Below are 19,139 nucleotides of genomic sequence, written 5' to 3' on the forward strand. Positions count from 1 at the left end.
CGTTTGGGTAAGGTGGGACGGTCGGGACACGTATATCGACCCGATTCCCCACGGTCCGAGGCTGGGCCGACGTCAGACAATCGCAACGTGAGGAACCATGGCGAAGAACAACTCCGGTGACAAGTCCGGTGACAATCGGCGGAACCAGGCCCGTGAGAACGCGCGCCGGATCGCGGAGGCTCAGAACAAGAAGGAGAGGACTGCCAAGACCATCCTCTATGTGGGGATCGGCGTTGTGGTGGTCGTCGTGGCCGCGATCGTCGGTGTTCTCATCTTCCAGCAGAGCAAGCCGGGGATCACGCCAGCCAACGTCGTCGCCGGCGGTGTCAGCATGGCCAAGGACGGCGAAGTGGTGCAGCCGAAGCAGATGCCCAAGGGCGAAGAGTCGGATCTGCCGAGCCCTGCCGACGCGGGCGTCAAGAAAGATGCCGCCACAGTGACCGTCTACCTCGACTTCCAGTGCCCCGGATGCAAGGCGTTCGAGGACGCCAACGCGCCGACGCTGGAGAAGCTCGCAGACGAAGGCTCGATCGTACTCGAATACAAACCGGTATCGATCCTCGACCGCATGTCCACCGGCAACGAGTACTCGACTAGATCTGCCAACCTGGCGGCCTGCGTCATCGACTCCCAGCCCGAAACCATCAGGGAATTCTTCCCCGCGATGTATGCTCAGCAGCCCGAAGAACAGGGCAACGGCCGCACCGATGAGCAGCTGCTCAAGGTCGCCGAGGATGCTGGTGTCGACACGTCGAAGAAGCTCAAGTCCGATCCCGAGCAGACCGTCAAGAGCTGCGTCACGGACCAGACGTTCAAGGACTACGTCAAGAAGACCTCCTCGGAGGCTCTGGACAACGGCGTGGAAGCCACTCCGTGGGTGCTCATCAACGGCAAGCACACCGACAAGACCAGCGATCCGCAGGCTCTGACCTTGGAGATCCTCAAGGCCACCGGCGAGATCAAGGGCTGACCGACTTCACGAGCAGCGGTCGACCAGCGCCGAGGTGGTGGTCGACCGCTGCGCGATCGTGGCGTCCGTCCACCATCCGTTTTGTCGCGGCGAAGGTGAATGGACTACTATCGTGTAGGCGCAGACGGCATCGTTTCGCCGCCACGCCTCCCTAGCTCAGTTGGTAGAGCACCGCTCTTGTAAAGCGAAGGTCATCGGTTCGAGTCCGATGGGGGGCTCCACTTGACCGGGTCAGACAGTAAACTGTCTGGCCCGGTTCTTTTGCGCCATCTTGCGGGCCAGGGTGCGGCAGACACTGTCAGAGCCGGCGTCGAAGCATCGTCGCGAGGAATTGTGGCAGATCCGCTACACAGTGTGCTGTGATCGTCACCTGCTTCCGGGGTCGCCGACTATAGAGTCTTTCCTTGTCAGGGCCAATGAGTCGTCAATCGCACAGCTCATGCAGCGCCCATCATTTCGAAAGGGACACCGATGAACCGCACCGGACGACACTCAGCCCGATTCCTCACCCAGTCTTCAGCCCTGGCCATTGCCGCCGTACTGGCATTGTCGGCCTGTGGCACTGACGACTCGGCCGTGGATGAAGCCCCCAGCGATGCAGCGCCCGGTCAAGGGCAGGAAGAAGCTCTCGAAGCAGGAGAGGAAGCAGAGCAGACGCCGGAGGAGACAGCGGAATCGGACAGCGCTGAGGATGCCAGCGACAAGGCTGAGGGCGCTGAGGTCAAGGTTGGTGCGGAGTTCACCGATAAGGAGACCGGAGACGTTGTCACCGTCGTGTCTGCGGTCCGCGACAACCCCACTGAGTACTACGAAGCGACCGACAACCCAGATGGGGAAATGGTCTATATCGAAGTGAAGGTCGTGCCGGGGAAGAGCTATGGCGGCACCATCAGCGCTGCGGACTTCTACCTCGACAGTGCAGGCGAAGAGGCCAACTACGCGTCGAGCGCGAAAGACGAACTCGAAGAGGCAGGTTATGAGTACTTCGACCGCGCGCCACGCCGCGATGGAGACCACACGGGCTACATTCCGATCTACGTGAGTGAAACAGCTGACGAGCTCAAGGGGTCCTACATTCGTCCAGAGGCCAAGGTGCTCGGAGAGGACAAGAAGATACCGGAATTCACATCCGAGTTCGGAGTCCCCGCCTCCTAGGCTGTGAGACCGCGAGCGGTTCTAACCGTCGACACCGCGTTTGAACACGAGCATGAGTGAGCGCATGCTCAGGACGAAGCCGCCGAACAGCAGGACGAAGCCGAAGAACGCGTAGAGGTGGATGCCCTCGGTGAGCAGGGGCCCCTCTTCGCTGGTGATGAGCATGATCGATCCGAGCACGGCGGCTCCGGCCAGGACAGCGACGATGAGCTGTTGGAACAGGCTGGTGAGGAACCGCCTATCGGAGGTGTTTTCGAGCACTCGCATGTTCATCGAGAAGCGCCCCTGCTCAAGGTCCTCGGTGATCTTGTTGATCCGCCGAGGCATGCGGTCGATCATCGGCAGGATCTGCATAGCACGTCGCTGCAACTCCTCGGTGATCTTCGTGGACTTCAGCTTGCTGCGCATGAGCCGGTTGCCCTCGTCGCGGGCGACGGCGACGACGTCGAAGCTCGGATCAATGACGAGGAGCGCACCCTCGACGGATGCCAGGGCCCGGAAGGCCGCGCTGATCGGGGCCGGGACGGAGAACCGGTGGGCCAGGACCAGGTTGAACAGATCGTCGAAGAGCTTCTGCCCGTTATAGGAGTGATTCCCGCCGCCGTAGCGGGTGAGCAGCTCACCGACCGCACGTTCCACGGCCCGATCATCGAGGCTCTCCGGTCGCCCAAGCAGTTCGATGAGGGAGTCCGTGGCTCCGGCGCTGTCGTTCTGGTCGATGGAGTAGAGCATGAGTCCCAGGGTCGTCTGCGTTCCGGGGTCGAGTCGGCCGACCGCACCGAAGTCCAGCAGCCCCAGGCCGCCGTCGGGCATGATGAAGATGTTGCCGGAGTGCAGGTCCGCGTGGAAGACGCCATCGGTGATGATCTGTTCGAGTGTCGCGCCGAGAAGTGTGGTGGCTAGGGCCTTGCGCTCCTTGTCTGACAGCTCGGCGAGGAGCTTGCCCGCCGAGGACACCGGGCGCCCCGGGAGTTTGTCCATGATGAGGAGGCGTTCGCTCGAGAGCTCCGGATAGCCGTGGGGCACTGTTACGGAGAACTTGCCTGAGCGTCTCAGGGTGTCCTCGATGGTGCGCATATTGCCGAGTTCGATCCGATAGTCCAGCTCCTCCTCAAGAGAAGCGGCGAACCCCTTGGCCAGATTCTCGATACCCAAGTCCTGGCCCCACACTGTTGTCTTGTTCAGCCAGCTGGCCAGACGCAGGATGATGTCGAGGTCCTGATTGACCTGGGTGAGAGCCTTCGGCCGCTGAACCTTGACGATGACATCGGTGCCGTCGAGGAGGGTGGCCTCATGGACCTGTGCCACGGAGGCCGCGGCCAGCGGTGTTGCGTCGATGCGGGAGAACACTTCGTTCAGAGGCCTGCCCATGCGCTCGACGATCGCCGGTTCGATGACCGACCATGATTCGGGGGAGACCTGCGATTGCAGCATCTCCAGCTCGTGGACGTAGGCGGGCGGCAGCACATCGCGACGCGTCGAGAGCATCTGGCCGAGCTTGACGAAGGTGACACCAGCCTCGGACAGTGAGTTCTTCAGTGCGCGGGCCGTCTTCGCCTCACGTCCCGGGGCCGCACCGCGACCGAAGCCGCGGATCTGTGAACCCAGGCCGTGACGGACGGCGATGGAGACGACCTCGGCGTAGCGTCGACCGCGTCGCCTGCGTGCCTTCCACCCGAAGAACAGGGACTGCGGGCCGGGCACCGATCCTGTCGGGAAGGCGGCCTCGATGACGACGAGAGCGCCGACTCCCAGCGCGAAGATCCACCCGGTGGCCAGGAGCAGGAGCATGAGTGCGACCCCTGGGGCCACATCTAGCCCACCCGGGTTCTGTCCCGTTCCGGCGCGGTAGAGGTACTGCACGGTCAGCGCCATGACGGCGCTCATCACCAGGCCCACTCCGATGGTCCGCGGCCACCCTGTCGGGACGCCGACGACGCGTCGCACAACGGTCGCAGCCAGCCAGGATTGGAGGAAGAGGAACAGCAGGGCGGCAATGCTCAGCAGCACGAAGGCTCCGAAATCAAGGGCGGCCATGTCCACCCCTCCTTCCAAGTGTCCAAATGTTCCCAGTGCCTGGGACCGTTCATCACCAGCCTAAACGGTGTGCTCGTGTTCGAAGGGCACAGATCGGTAGGCGCAGATCGGCGTGGCCGCGATCAACGGCGACGTCGGCTGGGCAGGCCGATCTTCTGGGACCAGATGAGCGCCCACACCGCACCGAGTACGGCGAAGAGTCCCGGGAAGAGGATCCCGACCCGCAGCGAGGTGACGGTGATGACTAAGGAGATGAGGGTCGGGCCCGCCAGTTTGCCGCCGTTGGAGAAGATCGCCCAGATCCCTAAGAAGCGGGCGCGTCCGATCGCCGGTGACAGGTCTGCGCCGATCGTCATGTTCACACCAGCTCCCAGCCCGTTGCCCAATGCCATGACCGAGGCCGCAGTGATCATTCCGATCAGGTCCGGACGCAGCACCATGACGATGAAGCCGGAGCCGAAGATCGTCAGGCAGGCCACCAGCGTCGTCGTCCGGCCAAGGTGATCCTTGATGTAGGCACCAAGGAACATGAAGCCCAGCTCGAGTCCGGCACCGAAGGCGATGAGCAGGGAGATCGAGGATTCGTGCATCCCGATCTCAACACCCCAGAGCTGAATCACCACGGGCTGAGCCGACCGGGCCACGGTGAGGGCGATGATCGAGATCCCGATGAGGACCACGGCCTTCCACCTCACCTCCAGCGGAGGACGAGGGGGCTTGCGTGCGCTCGGTCGGGCCGCCTCGGCGAGGGTGGGATCCGTCGACGCAACAGCCGTCGCACCGGAACCGGCAGTCGCCCCGGAACGAGCAGCCCCGCGGTCCGAGTAGCCGGGGATGTGGGCGATGGGCAGGGCCATGACGAGCATGGCGGCCATGGACGCGGCACCGGCGAAGACGAAGACCGACCACAGCGGGAAGACGAGCATGAGGCCGGCGCCGACGATGGGTCCGATGAGGTTGCCCACCCGCTGCGTGCCGCCCAGCGCGGTCATCGCCTTGGCCAGGTCCTTCGCCGGCATCACCTCGGCGACGACGGCCTGCCTGGCCAGGTTCCACACATCGGCGACCGGGGCGAAGAGCATGAGCGCGATCGTGTAGACGATCAGGGAGGCCGAGGAATCCCAGATGAATGCCGCGACGATGCCGGCGAGGACGATGATCGCTGTGATCGTGGCCACGAGCATCGCCCGGAAATCGCCGAGGCGGTCGATGAGGATTCCCGCTGGCACCGTTGCCACCAGAGATACCGCACCCATGATGCCGACGACGGCGGCAGCATACGAGGAAGTCGACCCCAGGTCGAGCGCGCCGAGGACCACGATCGGAAGAATCGAGCCCAAACCCACGGCGAAGAGGAGTGAGGGCGCGAGGATCGGCCACAGGATCGGTTTGAGCACCTGACCAGTCTAGACGTGTGAGATGGCAGGGGTGGTTGCTGTCCGGCGTCTACACTGTCCCCAGCGAAAGTCCTCGGCCTCGTCCCGACTACGCTCCCAATCCCGCCCAACTCAGCCCCTATGCGAAAGTGATCGACATGACCAGTGCGGCGGCGCTTCCGTCCAGATTCCGTCTCGTCCCGATGCGGCCCCGTGACCCCGGTGAAGAAGGCCGTGCAGCGAGTTCGCTCGAACTCTTCTTCGACCTCGTGTTCGTTATCGCGGTGTCCATCGCCGCGTCTCACCTGCATGACACGGTCACGGCCGGCCACCTCGGCGAGGGCCTGGCTAAGTATCTGATGATCTTCTTCGCGATCTGGTGGGCGTGGATGAATTTCACGTGGTTCGCGACCTCGTTCGACACCGACGACTGGCTCTACCGGGTGATGACGATCGTGCAGATGGGCGGCGTGCTCATTCTGGCGGCCGGCATCGGGCCGGTCTTCGCCGACGAGAACTTCCTCATCCTGATCATCGGCTACATCCTCATGCGAGTGGTCATGATTGCGCAGTGGCTGCGGGCTTCACTGCATGCGGGTCGTGCCCGTCGCGCGACCGTTATCTACGCGTGCGGAATCGGCATCGTGCAGGTGCTGTGGGTGGCCTGGATGATCATCGACGATCGCATGATGTCGACGCTGGTCTTTCTCATTCTCGTCCTCGCTGAGGTGGCCATCCCCGTCATCGCGGAAGCGCGGGGAACGACGTCCTGGCATCCGGAGCACATCACCGAACGCTATGGCTGCTTCACGATCATCGTCCTCGGCGAATCCATGCTGGCCTCGGCGAACGCGGTCTTCGGGGCCTTCGAGGACAGTGAGGACATCGTTTCACTGGTGTCTCTGGGCGTGCTCAGCCTCATCGTCACCGCGGCCATGTGGTGGATCTACTTCTGGCCGCCTCACCACCGGGCCATCGGCGGTCTCGGCGGTTCGGCTACGGCCACTACGCCATCTTTGCCGCTGCAGGAGCATTCTCCGCTGGCGTCGGCATCGAGGTCGACTCGCAGTTGGGCAACAGTGCCATCGATCCGGACCTCGCCACCTTCATGGTGTCTGTGCCGATCGCGGTCTTCGTCCTCGGCGTGTGGATGCTGGCGATCAGGCCCAGCGCCGGTGGGGTCGTGAATGCGATCGTGCCGATCTGTGCGGTCCTCGTGCTGTGCGATCCGCTCATCCCGATCCCGACGTTCCTCACGACCTTCTTCATGGTCATCATCGTCATCACGCTTGTTGTGGCGTCGCCCAAGGGGGACAAATCATCCACCGGCGCCGAGGTGAGGGCGTGAGTCCGGGAGTCTGAGCTCAGTACGGGAAACCAATGAAGTGCTTCATGTCGTGAGCCTTCGCGTCATCGACTCTGCGGGCGATCTCGTCGGCGCGGGCTGCTGTGGCGCTCGCCGTTCCAGCCGAGGGGTGGAGGGCATGCCTGCGGCCGAGGTTGATCAGCCACGCGCCGAGGCGGACCAGAGCGCGGTCGATTCCGTGGATGGGGTCATCGGAGACTTGTGACTGCGACTGCGTCTGGACCTGTGCGGGAGTCGGGTCGTCAAGGAAGATCTCGCGGGTGATGGTCGTCGTGCGTTCGACGATCCTGCCGGGCCCTCGCTGGAAGTCCGGTGGTCGGATCGGGGTGATGAGGGTGCTCATGATGGTGTTTCCTCTCCATCGGTCAAGGGGAAGGCGTTGAACTGGATCTGCACGGGACGGGATCCGGGATCGTTGCGGCCGCGGTACTTGTCGATGACCGTTGCGACCATGCGGTAGAACTCGTCGGTGATCTCCTTCAGCTGATCGGGCGTCAGACGCACATTGCTCGTGTGCACCTGCGAGACGTCAGCCCATTCGTCGCTCAGCTGATCATCCGTGGTGAGGACTTCGACGAAGTCCTCAAGCGTGCGGGTGCCGTTTCGAGCCCATTCGCGCAGAATGAAGCCAGCCGAGGCGCTCGCCGCCGGGTCTTCCTTCGACGATCGGCGCTGGATGTCGATGGCGCCAGGGGAGCGTTCCCACCACTTCTCGCGTCCGCCGGAGGAACTTTCGACCTGGCGGATCAGGTTGTGGCGGGCGAGCTGACGCAGGTGATAGCTGGTCGATCCCGTCGATTCGCCGAGCCTTTGTGCCAGACTCGTCGCGGTCTGCTTGCCGTGTTTCGTCAGTGCCTCATAGATCTCCACGCGCAGCGGATGGGCGAGCCCCTTGAGTGCTGCGGTTCCCAGGGTCCGAGGATTTGCTCCGGTGTTGATCTCGTTGCTCATAATGCAAAGATACACTTGCAAAGAAAGCTTTGCAAGGAAAAGTTTGCATGAATTTCTCATTCGATGCACGGGCGGAGGTGGCACCCTGGTCATATGAGTCTTCGACATGTCATTCCGCCCTACCTGCTCGATGCGATCGCCGAACGCGGAGGCGAGAAATTCCCTCGAGCCGCCCGTGCCGCACGCAGTTGTCAGGTTTCCGACGAGTCGTGTCGCAGCCTGCGCGCCGAGGGGCTGCGCTATACGCCGGTGGCCAAGCTCGGTGAGGGAGCGCAGGGCTCCCAGGGTACGATGCACTCTCAGGTCATCGGTGCCGGCGCTGGAGTCAACCGACTCGTCCACGACGCGCAGGGCACCGAGACCCTGCCCGGAGTCCTCGTTCGCAGCGAGGGGGAGGGGGCGGTGTCCGACGAGGCAGTCAATGAGGCCTATGACGGGCTCGGAGCCTCCTATTCCCTCTTCGCTGAGGCCTTTGAGCGCAACTCACTCGACGGCAAGGGGATGCCCCTCATCGCCAGCGTCCACTACGGCCAGGACTACGACAATGCCTTCTTCGACGGACGCCTCATGGTCTTCGGCGACGGCGACGACGAGGTCTTCACCGGGTTTACCGGGTCGCTGTCGATCATCGGCCACGAACTCAGCCACGGCGTCATCAGCCACACCGCCGACCTCGAATACCGCGGGCAGCCCGGCGCGCTCAACGAGCACTGCGCCGATGTGTTCGGGGCGTTGACCGAACAACACGATTCCGGGCAGAACGCCGAGGATGCCACCTGGCTCATCGGTGCCGGCATCTTCACCCCCGAGGTCACCGGTAAGGCACTGCGTTCGATGCTCGAGCCCGGCACGGCCTACGACGACGATGTCCTCGGAAGGGATCCGCAGCCTGATCACATGGACCGTTACGTCACCACGGAGTCCGACAACGGCGGAGTCCACCTCAATTCCGGCATCCCCAACCGCGCCTTTGCGCTCGCCGCCACTGCCCTCGGTGGTCCAGCCTGGGAGACCGTGGGGCAGGTGTGGTTCGCAGTGTTGACCGGTCCCGATATCACCACCCGCACCGATTTCGCGGGCTTCGCAGCCCTGACCATCGCCGAGGCGGTTGCGGCCTTCGGCGAGGGTTCCGATGTTCACGACGCGCTCGTCCAAAGCTGGGGCGCGGTCGGGGTCACGCGGGGCGCGAATCGAGGAAACGTGGGGAGCAGCTGGTGAACGAGGACGGCTTGAGCGGCAGCAGCCAGCGTGGTGGTGATGGCGGGTACGGTCACCTCCTCGTCGAACGCAGCGGTGGAATCGGTGGACTCCTGCTCGTGTGGGATCTCGATATCGACTCAAGCGAGCACCGGGACCGGATCGGACCGCAGGTGGCAGAACTTCCGTGGCAGGGTGACTCGAGCTCACAGTCGGCGGCTGCGGGCGCGGAAGCCGGGTCCGGGGCGAGTCCTTCTAGTCAGGCCGACCGGTATGTCTATGCGATCGAAAGTCGCTTCGGCCTGGTGCGCTTCGGCGAGGCCGAGATGCCGGGGGAGTTCAAGAGCCTCGTCGAGCAGGTGCGCGAGATCGCCGCTCCCGAACGGCGCCGGCCCGGAGCAGATTGATGTTGCAGGTTAAGTCCGTTCGGACGAATAATGCAATAAGATGATCGTCATGACTCATGATGACTCCACTGCTGCCAAGAACGAACGGGATCTTGAAGAGGGGATCCATACGGACCTGCGGTCGACGATGACCTACAGCTCCTACCTCAGCCTCGACCGCCTGCTGAGCTCCCAGCACCCCGTAAGCGAACCTGTCCACCACGACGAGCTGCTGTTCATCATTCAGCACCAGACCACGGAGCTGTGGTTCAAGCTCGTCATCCACGAACTCCTCGATGCCCGCAGGCTCATTGCCAACGATCAGCTGCAGTCGGCGCTGAAGCGCATCGCACGGGTCAAACACATTCAGAAGACCCTGACGGAGCAGTGGTCGGTTCTCGCGACTCTGACGCCGAGCGAATACGTCGGCTTCCGCGATGAACTCGGCCAATCGTCGGGTTTCCAGTCCTGGCAGTACCGGGCCGTGGAATTCCTCCTCGGCAACAAGAACGCCGGCATGCTCCAGGTCTTCGATGGTGAGCCCGAGGCCCGGGCGCAGCTCGAGACATATCTGCACGAGCCGAGCGTCTACGACGAGTTCCTGCGTGCACTCGCCCGCCGCGGTCTCCCGGTTCCGCAGCGGCTGCTCGACCGAGACGTGTCCGTGGCGCACACCTTCGACGAAGAGCTCCTCGATACCTTCCGGATCATCTACGAGAATCCGCAGGACTACTGGTTGGAATATGAGAGCTGTGAAGAGCTCGTGGACCTGGAGGAGAACTTCCAGTTCTGGCGCTACCGACACATGCGCACGGTGCTGCGGATCATCGGAATGAAGCGAGGCACCGGGGGATCGAGCGGTGTCGGGTTCCTGCAGAAGGCCCTCGACCTCACTTTCTTCCCCGAGCTCTTCGACATCCGCACCGGTATCGAGAACGGCCCCGGGACCGCGAATGGATCAGGAGCCGCGAATGGCTGTCCGGGGCTCTGAGTCCGATCGTCGTTCTCGATCACACTCCCGGCAACCCCACTTCTCTGCTGCGGACCTTCGTCGGACTCCACCTGCGTGACCTGGGCGGGTGGATCCGGGTTGGTGCTCTGCTTGAGCTCCTCGCCACCGCAGAGGTCTCGAACTCCTCTGTCCGCAGTGCCGTGTCGAGGCTCAAGGGCAAGGGCCTGCTCCTTCCCGAGAAGCGGGGAACCGTGGCCGGCTATCGTTTGGACCCTGCCGCCGTGACTGACCTGGAGCGCGGCGATCGGCGCATCTTCACCTACCGCGGTCAGAGAGATGACGAACCCTGGTGCCTCGTGTCCTACTCCCTGCCCGAGGTGGATCGGCCCAAACGAGTTCAGCTGCGCCGAGAACTCACCGGCCTGGGCTTCGGAGCGGTCACCGACGGGCTGTGGATCGCGCCCGGACATCTGCAACCTGAGGCTGAGGACGCCCTGGAGACCCTCGGCGTCCGAGAACGAGCGACGATCTTCATCACGCAGACACCGCTGACGGCCGAACCCTTCGCCCAAGCGGCCGCTAAATGGTGGGAACTGGACACCTTGGCCGCTCGACACGAAGAATTCCTCGACCGCTACGACCGCTACGACCGCTACGACCGCTACGACGGCTACGACGGCTACGACGGCTACGACGGCTACGACGGCTCAGCACGGCAGTCGGCCTGCGGACCTTGGGAGGCGTTCGTCCTGTGGCTGCGCTGCGTCGATGACTGGAAGACGATCCCCTATGTCGATCCGGGCCTTCCGCCCAGCGCCCTACCCGCAGACTGGCCCGGCATGCGAAGCGTTGCACTCTTCGGACGTCTGCGTGCCGCGTACTCAGAACCTGCACGCGCTCACGTCAGGAATGTCGCCGCCGGCACCTGATGCGCACAGACCAGCTCAGCCCAACAGCGTCTCGACAACCAGCGGGAAGTAAGACGATTCGGGGTCGACGAGGTCCGCATGATCGGCGCCCTCGGCAACGGTGACGCGCGCCGGGAACGTCCGTGAGAATTTGATGTCAACCGTCTCATCCAGGTCCCCGTGGACGATGAGCAGATCCGCCCGAGAGGGAATGAGCAGCACCCGTGAGCGCGGGTCCTCACGCAGATACGGTGCCAGATCCGTCTCCGGCGGCGCACCCATGTAGTCGAGCACCGCGCCGTCACCCAAGCCGTGCGCAACCTCCCGGAACAGATCGGTGATCGGTGCCAGGGGCCGCAGCCGGAATTCGGGGCCGTCTTCGTTCAGATGGCTCGCCCAGGCCAGCACCAGGCAGCCACCGGCGGAGTGGCCGGTCACGACGAGATTGCTCCGTGCCGCAGCGTTCACGCCCCACTCCTTCAGCGAGCCGCAGGCGAAGGAAATGGCGGCGGTGACGTCGTTAAGACAGTTGGGCTGCCCACCCGAGCGCCGGTATTCGATGAGCACGCACAGCACACCCGCCTCGGCGAGGGCAACGGCCATGGGCCGGGCATGGGCGAGATCGGTGCGCTCACGGAAGTATCCTCCGTGGATGAGGATCACCGTCGCCGAGGCGGTGCTCGGGTTGCCGTGGACCTCAAGGAACTGATCGGGCTCGGGTCCGTAGTCATGCCGGTTGGCGGTCCGCTTCGAACCCAGCTCGGCACCGGCTGCACCGAGAGCTGCGAAGCGTTCGTCCTGACTCATTCGGGTTTGCGCACGGGCGTCAGATCGGGAAGCTTCGCGTCGAGCTGGTCTCCAGAGGACTGACCGCGCAGGCGTCGACCCACCCAGGGGGCGAAGTGCTCACGAGCCCATTTCGACTCCTCGCTGACTGCGCTCCGGATCGGACGCGTCGGTCTCGCCGGCATCGCAAACCCTGTCACGGGCAGGGAGTGTCCGCTTTCCAGGGTGGCCAATGCCTGCTCGGCGACGAGGTCGTGGCCCTCGGGGGAGAGATGGATCCGGTCATCGGCCCAATTGTCGCCCGCGTAGAGCGGGCGCAGACCCCAGACGTCTATCATGTGGCAGCCGTGACGCTGCGCAATCGACCACAGGTGGGAGTTGTAGATACCCACGCGTGGACGCACCGCGCGGATCAGAGGTGAGCTGATCTCCGTGTCGAAGCCGTTGCACATGAGCACCTCGATGCCGGCTTCGCGGAAGGCGACGACGGCGCGTTCGAACTGATCGGCCAGATCATCGATATCGGCCGTCGGGCGCAGACAGTCGTTGCCGCCGGCGCAGAAGCTGACCAAGTCGGGTTTGAGATCGAGGGCCATGGGCACCTGCTCATCGATGATCCGATCGAGGAGTCGGCCGCGAATGGCAAGGTTGGCGTAGGTGAGCTCGGGGCTGCCGATAGGGGAGTCGACGAGTTTGCCGGCAAGACGATCAGCCCAACCCAAGTACCGGTTCTCTTGGTTGGGATCATGGTCCATCAGCCCTTCACTGAACGAATCGCCGATCGCGACATATGACGTGATGGTCTCGAGCATCGGTGTCCCTCTCTCATTGATTCTCTGACTCCGAACTATACTGAACCGGCCTCGTCGAGCTCAGGTGGGACCGCAGCAGATGTGGGCGGCCCTGCGTCGTGACCAGTGCTGATCGCCTGGCGTAGACTCGCATCGAGACGGATCTCGTCCTTGAAGGTCACTGCAAGAGGAGCACAATGTATCGTTCGGTTCCGGTTCCCGAGATCACCGATTTCGCTATCACCAATGCTCGGATTCTGCCCATCGCAGATGCCGACGGCAGACGTGTCGAACCGATCGAATCCGGTACGATCCTGGTCTCGAACGGCACGATCACCTCGGTGGCATCCGGCAACGATACAGCACAGAATCTGCCCACCGGAACGAAGATCATTGATGCTGAGGGACGCTGGGTGCTGCCCGGATTCATCGAAGCCCACGGCCACCTCGGCGTTCATGAAGATGGCGAAGGCTGGTCCGGTGACGACACGAACGAGATGACGAATCCCAACGGTGCCGGCGTGCGTGCCCTCGACGGCATCGACCCGAGCGACCTCGGCTTCAAGGACGCGCTGCGTGGAGGTGTCACCTCGGCGCTCATCAAGCCCGGATCTGGCAATCCGATCGGCGGACGCACCGCCTTCGTCAAAACCTGGGGGCGGATCGTCGACGAGATGCTCGTGACGCAGGACCTGTCCGTGAAGTCCGCACTGGGAGAGAACCCGAAGCGCGTCTACGGCGAGAAGAACGTCACCCCCTCCACACGCATGGGCACCGCGAAGATCTTCCGCGATGCCTTCGTCGATGCACAGAACTACCAGGCGAAACGGGCCCACGCCGAAGCCGAAGGCACACCCTTCGAACGTGACCTCGTGAAAGAGACCCTGGCGGATGTCCTCGACGGCAAGCTCGCCTTCGACCAGCACTGCCACCGCGCCGATGACATCGCCACAGCCATCCGCCTGTCCGAGGAGTTCGGCTACCGCCTTGTCATCAACCATGGCACCGAGGGCCACAAGATCGCTGACTACATTGCCGATAAGGGCATCGACGTCATCCTCGGGCCCCTCATGACCAGCCGGTCGAAGGTCGAGCTGCGCGACCGCACCCTGGCGACCGCGGGTGCACTGGCCAAGGCCGGGGTGCGCATCGCCCTGACCACCGACCACCCCGTCATCCCGATCAACTTCCTCATCCACGAAGCCTCCCTGGCAGTCAAGGAAGGCCTCGACCCTGTCATCGCGCTTGAGGCGCTGACCATCAACCCGGCCGCGATCTTCGGACTCGATGACCGTGTGGGCTCACTCGCCCCGGGCCGCGATGCCGACCTCGTCATCTGGTCCGGTGACCCACTGGACCTGAACTCCCGCGCCGATCAGGTGTTCGTATCCGGCCGCAAGGTCTTTGAATTCGACGCCGCAGCCGGTACTGCCGATGTGGCGGACCCATTCGGCCCGACTCTCATCAGTGAGCCGTGACGGACGACAACACAGAAGAAGCACCCACCGCCGAGGTACCGGTCGACGCCCAGTCGTCGTCCGGACCTGAGCATGGCTCGAACAAGCCAGAAGCCGGATCCGCGGCGCTGCAGGAACTGCTCGAACTCTCCCGTCAGCAGCGGCTCGAAGAGCTGCGTGAAGCACCGACAGGGGCGCTGCCGTCCGAGGGCCTCAGCCCCGCGGGCCCGAAGTCACCGAAGACGACGACGGCCAAGTCGAAGCCGAAGGCCGACCATAAGGGTGCCTCTCAGCGGGTTGCTCAGCGCGTAGCCAGACGCACCGTGGGCCGGCTCGTCTCGGGCACCTCGGTCAACACCCAGCCGGTGCCGATCGTCACGGCGCTCAAAGGCAGTCCGTACAAGGCGCCGGTGCAGGCCAGCGAACCTGGTGAGGAAGAGGCCAGGATGGTCCTCGACCTCGCGGCCGACATCGCTGCGATCATGATGCGCGCCGGCGCGGGCACCTCCGATATCGAGGTCTCCGTCATCGCGGCCTGTGCCGCGTTCGGGCTCACGACCGCCCAGGTGGACCTGACCTCGAACACTCTGACCGTGCACTATTCGACCTCCGATGGCCGTCTCATGACCGTCATGCGCGTCAATCGGGGCGAGTCCATCCACTTCGCGAAACTGGGTTCCGTGCACAAGCTCGTCACCGATCTGGTTGCAGGGAACCTGGGATTCAACGAGGCCAGGAGCCGTCTGGATGCCATCAGGTTCCAGCGTCGGCCCTATCAGGAATGGGTCGTCACCGGCGCCTGGGGAATGATGGTCGGCAGTCTCGTCGTGCTGTTGGGCGGTGGACCGATCGCCGCGGGCCTCGGAATCATCATGTCGATCATGATCAGTCAGGTCGGCAGACTCATCGGCCGCACCGCGTTGCCCAGCTTCTTCATCACCGCACTGCAGGCGGCGATCGCGACACTGGTGGCGATGGTGGCCGGTAACTTCGGCATCATCCAATCACCCCAATTTCTGGTCGCCGCCGGCATCGTCCTGCTCCTGCCCACACAATCCCTGTATTCCTCGGTTCAAGATGCCCTGACGAACTTCCCGCTCACCGCGGCCGGGCGCATGGTGGGCGTGGTCCTGACCCTGGCCGGCATTGTCTCGGGGCTGGCCTTGGGGGTTGTCACCGGCGAGGCGATCGGGCTCGACCCGATCGAAGTTCTGGTGCCGAAGACGAATGTCCACGTCATCTCAGCGATCGTGTCGATGGTGGCCGCGGCTGTCGTAGCCATGGCCGGCGTCATCGCCATGCAGTCGACGAGGCGGTTCATCCTCCCCGCCGCATTCGTCGGTCTCGCCTCCTACATCACGATGACGGCGCTGACGATCATCGCCATCGACAACGTTCTGGCCAGCCTGCTGGCCTCGACCGTGACAGGCTTCCTGGCGCGGCCGCTGTCGCTGCGCTTGGGTGCGCCCGCCATCGTGCTCATGATTCCCGCGATCTACACGCTGCTGCAGGGTCTCTCGATCTTCACCGCCGTCTATCAGATCGTCGCCGAATCGGCGACGACTTCCTTCGCGGTGGGACTGTCCGTGCTGTTCACTGCGATCCTGGCCAATGCGGCACTGGCCGTCGGCGCTGTGCTCGGCAGCTACCTGGCCCGGCCGCTGAAGAACCTCAAGGCAGATGCCGTAGAGAAGAAAGCCGAATCCGCGCGCTCGAACGAATCGACGATTGCCTTGGACACGGTCGAACCCCGCGACTGAGGCATCAGTTCTGGGGCGGGAGGCTCCAGTCGATGGGCGTCAGGCCCTTCTGTTCGAGCAGTTCGTTCGTGCGGGAGAACGGCCGGGATCCGAAGAAGCCTCTGCTGGCTGACAGCGGTGAGGGGTGTGCGGATTCGATGATCGCGACCTCGGCGCGACCTGCTTGCAGCATCGGGGCCAGACTCCTCGCGTCTCGACCCCAGAGAATCGCAACGACCGGCTGATCTCGGTCGACCAGTGCGGCAATCGCCTGTTCGGTGATGGCCTCCCAGCCGCGCTTGCGATGGGAGGCGGCTTCGCCCGGAGCGACGGTGAGCACCCTGTTGAGCAGCATGACTCCCTGCCTCGACCAGGCCTGCAGATCGCCATGGGAGGCTGGAGCGATGCCCAAGTCGGTGTTGAGTTCTTTGAAGATGTTCGTCAGAGACCGGGGGAGCGGACGCACCTCGGGATCGACGGCGAAGGACAAACCGATCGCATGTCCCGGGGTCGGATACGGATCCTGACCGACGATGAGCACCTTCACCTCGGCGAGGGGATCAGCAAAGGCACGGAACACCTTGTCTCCGCTGGGCAGATAACTGCGCCCGGCGGCGACCTCTTCCCGTAGGAAATCGCCCATGGCGTGGATCCGATCGGCCTGGCCGGACAGCGCCTCGGCCCAATCGGGGGACATGATCTTCGTCAGTTCAGCGGTGGACGTCATGGCCGCGATTCTACCGACGAGCGGTGCTTACCACGATCGATGCTTACCACGATCGATGGGCAGTGGCCGCCACGATCGATGGTTGGTGGCTGCCACGATGAGTGGTCGGTCAGGTGCCGATGTGCACATAACGCAGATGAGGTGTGCATCATCGCCTACCGTCCCGACGTTCTGTTCGGACGGGGGCAGGCGATATGCTCGATCAAAGGAGTTCATCGCAGAACTGAGTAGGTGAAAGGATCACAATGTCGCAATTTCCCGAGGCCACGAACTGGAAGATGTTCATCGGCGGAGAATGGGTCGAAGCTGCCGACGGTGACAGGAAAGACGTCATCACCCCCATTGATCGCAACGTTGTGATCGCCACTGTGGCCAATGGCAAGGAAGAAGATGCCGATCGGGCCGTCAAAGCCGCCCGAAAAGCATTCCCCGAATGGGCTGCGCTGCCGTTCAAGGAACGCCAGAAGATGCTCATCCGCTGCGCGGACGCACTGGACGCCGCCTCCGAGGAACTGGCCCAGCTGACCGCGATCGACACCGGCAACGCCATCCGTACCCAAGCGCGACCGGAGACGGTCATCCTGGCCGACCTGTTCCGCTACATGGGCGGAGTCGCCGGTGAGGTAAAGGGCAACACGCTGCCAGCCGGAGACGGACAGCTGCAGTACACGAAGCGTGTGCCGCTGGGCGTCGTCGCGGGAATCCTGCCGTGGAACTCACCGCTGATGATCGCCGCCTTCAAGACCCCGGCCGCGCTGGCCGCCGGCAACACGATCGTCCTCAAATGCGCCGAAGATGCACCGCTGACGATTCTGAAGATGGCCGAACTGCTCGCTGACATCCTTCCAGCGGGCGTCCTCAACGTCGTCACCGGCAAGGGTTCGGTCATCGGCGAGGCCCTCAACGTCCACCCCGACGTCGACAAGGTCTCGTTCACCGGCTCGACGAACGTCGGCCGTCACGTCGCTGAACTGGCAGGCGGCCGCCTCGCCCATTCTTCGATGGAACTCGGCGGCAAGAGCCCGAACATCGTCTTCCCCGACTCCAACGACGACGATACCCTCCAACAGGTGCTGCTCTCGACCCGTTTCGCACGCCAAGGCCAGTCCTGCACGATGGGCTCACGCCTGTTCCTGCACGAGGACATCTACGACGACTTCTTGTCCAAGCTCGTCAATGCTGTATCGAAGATGAAGGTCGGAGACCCTCGCAACGAAGACTCCGACATCGGCTGCATCATCAACGAGAAGCAGTTCAACCAGGTGTCTGACTACATCGAGATGGGCAAGTCGATGGACGGCGTTGAGATCGCCTACGACGGAACTGACTCACTCGAAGTCGGCGAACCCGGTTTCTACCACGCACCCGTCATCTTCTCCAAGGCCAAGAACGAATGGCAGACCAGCCAGGAAGAGATCTTCGGCCCCGTCCTCTCGGTCATTCCATGGAAGGACGTCGACGAGGTCATCGACATGGCCAACGACAGCGAATTCGGCCTCGCCGCGTTCGTCTTCACGAAGAACGTCGATGCCGCACTGACCATGGCCAACCGGATCGAATCCGGCTGGGTCCAGGTCAACCAGGGCGGCGGCCAGCTGGCCGGACAGTCCTACGGTGGGATGAAGACCTCCGGCTTCGGTCGTGAGGCCTCGCTCGAGGGCATGCTCGAAGGCTTTACCCAGATCAAGCAGGTCAACATCCGCATCCGCTGATCAGATCAGATTTGACAGGTGGTCCGCTGAGGACCGCCAGTCGGCACAGCTGACCCACTCTGCGATGGGTGGCTCACCCATTGGGGGAGAGCCACCTTCAGCAGAGTGGGTCAACTGGTTTCCTGCCGGAGTCGGGGGTCGGAGTTGCCAGTTGGGCCACGGATCGGAGTTGCCAGTTGGGCCGCGGATCGGTGCCGTCGGCCGGAGCCACGATCGACAACACCGGCAGTGGCTTTGTGTCGTGTTGTTAGAAGCGAGGAGCCTTGTCGGAAGAGGCAAGACGGCGCGCCGGGAATTTCAGTCCTGTCCTCCGGGCGATAATATAGAGGCAACGATTCTTTTCGAAGGAGCACAACCCCTATGCCGCAGAACCCAGGCACCCCCGAACTGAGCGAGCTCGAGGTGTCCGTTTTGGAGTTCGAGCGGCGGTGGTGGAAATACGGTGGAGCCAAGGACCATGCGATTCGCGAACGGTTCGACATGTCTGCCACCAGCTACTTCCAGATCCTCAATTCCCTGCTCGACAACCCTGCCGCCCTTGCCAGTGACCCGATGCTGGTCAAACGCTTGCGTCGCATCCGCACCACGCGCCAGAGTGAGCGTGCACAAGCCCGCGTCTCGAGGTAGAC

Annotated in this window: 17 protein-coding genes, 1 tRNA gene and 1 pseudogene; 12 read left to right on the plus strand and 7 right to left on the minus strand. The window is 63.5% G+C overall.

Annotated elements, in window-relative coordinates:
- The first annotated feature begins 97 nt into the window (after window positions 1–97).
- The 3 genes from INT40_RS10800 to INT40_RS10810 all read left to right on the plus strand — a co-directional run bounded on the left by INT40_RS10800 (window position 98) and on the right by INT40_RS10810 (window position 2,125).
- On the plus strand, window positions 98–970 hold the full coding sequence (locus INT40_RS10800) for a DsbA family protein (RefSeq protein WP_193096070.1): 873 nt from the start codon (window positions 98–100) through the stop codon (window positions 968–970).
- A 145-nt stretch (window positions 971–1,115) separates the two neighbouring features.
- Window positions 1,116–1,191 (plus strand) — tRNA-Thr (locus INT40_RS10805).
- A 250-nt stretch (window positions 1,192–1,441) separates the two neighbouring features.
- On the plus strand, window positions 1,442–2,125 hold the full coding sequence (locus tag INT40_RS10810; protein WP_193096071.1) for a hypothetical protein: 684 nt from the start codon (window positions 1,442–1,444) through the stop codon (window positions 2,123–2,125).
- 21 nt (window positions 2,126–2,146) lie between these two features.
- On the opposite strand, the gene INT40_RS10815 is transcribed toward INT40_RS10810, so the two are convergent.
- A complete protein-coding gene (locus INT40_RS10815; protein ID WP_226831159.1) occupies window positions 2,147–4,162 on the minus strand; it encodes an ABC1 kinase family protein in 2,016 nt (671 codons plus the stop codon).
- 122 nt (window positions 4,163–4,284) lie between these two features.
- Window positions 4,285–5,559 carry an MFS transporter gene (locus INT40_RS10820; protein ID WP_193071236.1) on the minus strand — a complete coding sequence of 425 codons (1,275 nt, stop codon included), beginning with the start codon at window positions 5,557–5,559 and terminating at the stop codon, window positions 4,285–4,287.
- Between the two features lie 182 nt (window positions 5,560–5,741).
- On the opposite strand from INT40_RS10820, the pseudogene INT40_RS10825 reads away from it, so the two are divergent.
- Window positions 5,742–6,886 (plus strand): annotated as a pseudogene (locus tag INT40_RS10825) (low temperature requirement protein A).
- 16 nt (window positions 6,887–6,902) lie between these two features.
- On the opposite strand, the gene INT40_RS10830 reads toward INT40_RS10825, so the two are convergent.
- Together INT40_RS10830 and INT40_RS10835 are read right to left on the minus strand one after the other, a co-directional pair.
- Window positions 6,903–7,247 carry a hypothetical protein gene (locus INT40_RS10830; RefSeq protein ID WP_193071237.1) on the minus strand — a complete coding sequence of 115 codons (345 nt, stop codon included), beginning with the start codon at window positions 7,245–7,247 and terminating at the stop codon, window positions 6,903–6,905.
- The gene (locus INT40_RS10835; protein ID WP_193071238.1) at window positions 7,244–7,855 is read right to left on the minus strand and encodes an ArsR/SmtB family transcription factor; all 612 of its coding nucleotides are present in this window, start codon (window positions 7,853–7,855) and stop codon (window positions 7,244–7,246) included. The genes INT40_RS10830 and INT40_RS10835 overlap by 4 nt, the downstream gene beginning before the upstream one ends.
- 93 nt (window positions 7,856–7,948) lie before the next feature.
- Between INT40_RS10835 and INT40_RS10840 the strand changes: the two genes are divergently transcribed.
- From INT40_RS10840 to INT40_RS10855, 4 genes are read left to right on the plus strand one after another with little or no spacing between them, the layout of a single operon-like run.
- Entirely contained in the window at window positions 7,949–9,073 is a 1,125-nt protein-coding gene (locus INT40_RS10840; protein ID WP_193071239.1) for a M4 family metallopeptidase, read from the plus strand.
- On the plus strand, window positions 9,070–9,459 hold the full coding sequence (locus tag INT40_RS10845) for a hypothetical protein (protein WP_193071240.1): 390 nt from the start codon (window positions 9,070–9,072) through the stop codon (window positions 9,457–9,459). The genes INT40_RS10840 and INT40_RS10845 overlap by 4 nt, the downstream gene beginning before the upstream one ends.
- Before the next feature lie 49 nt (window positions 9,460–9,508).
- Window positions 9,509–10,429, plus strand: a complete 921-nt coding sequence (locus tag INT40_RS10850; protein ID WP_101574383.1) for a tryptophan 2,3-dioxygenase — start codon at window positions 9,509–9,511, stop codon at window positions 10,427–10,429.
- Between the two features lie 47 nt (window positions 10,430–10,476).
- On the plus strand, window positions 10,477–11,319 hold the full coding sequence (locus INT40_RS10855; RefSeq protein WP_226831184.1) for a PaaX family transcriptional regulator C-terminal domain-containing protein: 843 nt from the start codon (window positions 10,477–10,479) through the stop codon (window positions 11,317–11,319).
- A gap of 15 nt (window positions 11,320–11,334) precedes the next feature.
- Here INT40_RS10855 and INT40_RS10860 read toward each other — a convergent pair whose 3' ends face one another.
- Together INT40_RS10860 and INT40_RS10865 are read right to left on the minus strand one after the other, a co-directional pair.
- Window positions 11,335–12,105, minus strand: a complete 771-nt coding sequence (locus INT40_RS10860) for an alpha/beta hydrolase (RefSeq protein WP_193071242.1) — start codon at window positions 12,103–12,105, stop codon at window positions 11,335–11,337.
- Window positions 12,102–12,896 carry an SGNH/GDSL hydrolase family protein gene (locus tag INT40_RS10865; RefSeq protein ID WP_193071243.1) on the minus strand — a complete coding sequence of 265 codons (795 nt, stop codon included), beginning with the start codon at window positions 12,894–12,896 and terminating at the stop codon, window positions 12,102–12,104. The genes INT40_RS10860 and INT40_RS10865 overlap by 4 nt, the downstream gene beginning before the upstream one ends.
- A 176-nt stretch (window positions 12,897–13,072) precedes the next feature.
- Between INT40_RS10865 and INT40_RS10870 the strand changes: the two genes are divergently transcribed.
- A complete protein-coding gene (locus tag INT40_RS10870; RefSeq protein WP_101574294.1) occupies window positions 13,073–14,353 on the plus strand; it encodes an amidohydrolase in 1,281 nt (426 codons plus the stop codon).
- Window positions 14,350–16,092, plus strand: a complete 1,743-nt coding sequence (locus tag INT40_RS10875; RefSeq protein WP_193096072.1) for a threonine/serine ThrE exporter family protein — start codon at window positions 14,350–14,352, stop codon at window positions 16,090–16,092. Before INT40_RS10870 ends, INT40_RS10875 begins: the two co-directional genes overlap by 4 nt.
- 4 nt (window positions 16,093–16,096) lie before the next feature.
- Here the strand turns inward: INT40_RS10875 and INT40_RS10880 are convergent, their stop codons facing one another.
- Window positions 16,097–16,798: a uracil-DNA glycosylase gene (locus INT40_RS10880; protein WP_193071245.1), complete on the minus strand. Its 702-nt coding sequence runs from the start codon at window positions 16,796–16,798 to the stop codon at window positions 16,097–16,099.
- Between the two features lie 245 nt (window positions 16,799–17,043).
- Here INT40_RS10880 and INT40_RS10885 point away from each other — a divergent pair, with 245 nt between their 5' ends.
- Complete coding sequence (locus INT40_RS10885) at window positions 17,044–18,510, plus strand: aldehyde dehydrogenase family protein (protein ID WP_101574291.1); 1,467 nt, start codon at window positions 17,044–17,046, stop codon at window positions 18,508–18,510.
- Between the two features lie 360 nt (window positions 18,511–18,870).
- On the plus strand, window positions 18,871–19,137 hold the full coding sequence (locus INT40_RS10890; protein ID WP_101574290.1) for a DUF3263 domain-containing protein: 267 nt from the start codon (window positions 18,871–18,873) through the stop codon (window positions 19,135–19,137).
- The last annotated feature ends 2 nt before the right edge of the window (window positions 19,138–19,139 follow it).

The sequence above is a fragment of the Brevibacterium sp. FME17 genome, from assembly GCF_014897515.1.
In the GTDB taxonomy this organism is placed as follows: domain Bacteria; phylum Actinomycetota; class Actinomycetes; order Actinomycetales; family Brevibacteriaceae; genus Brevibacterium.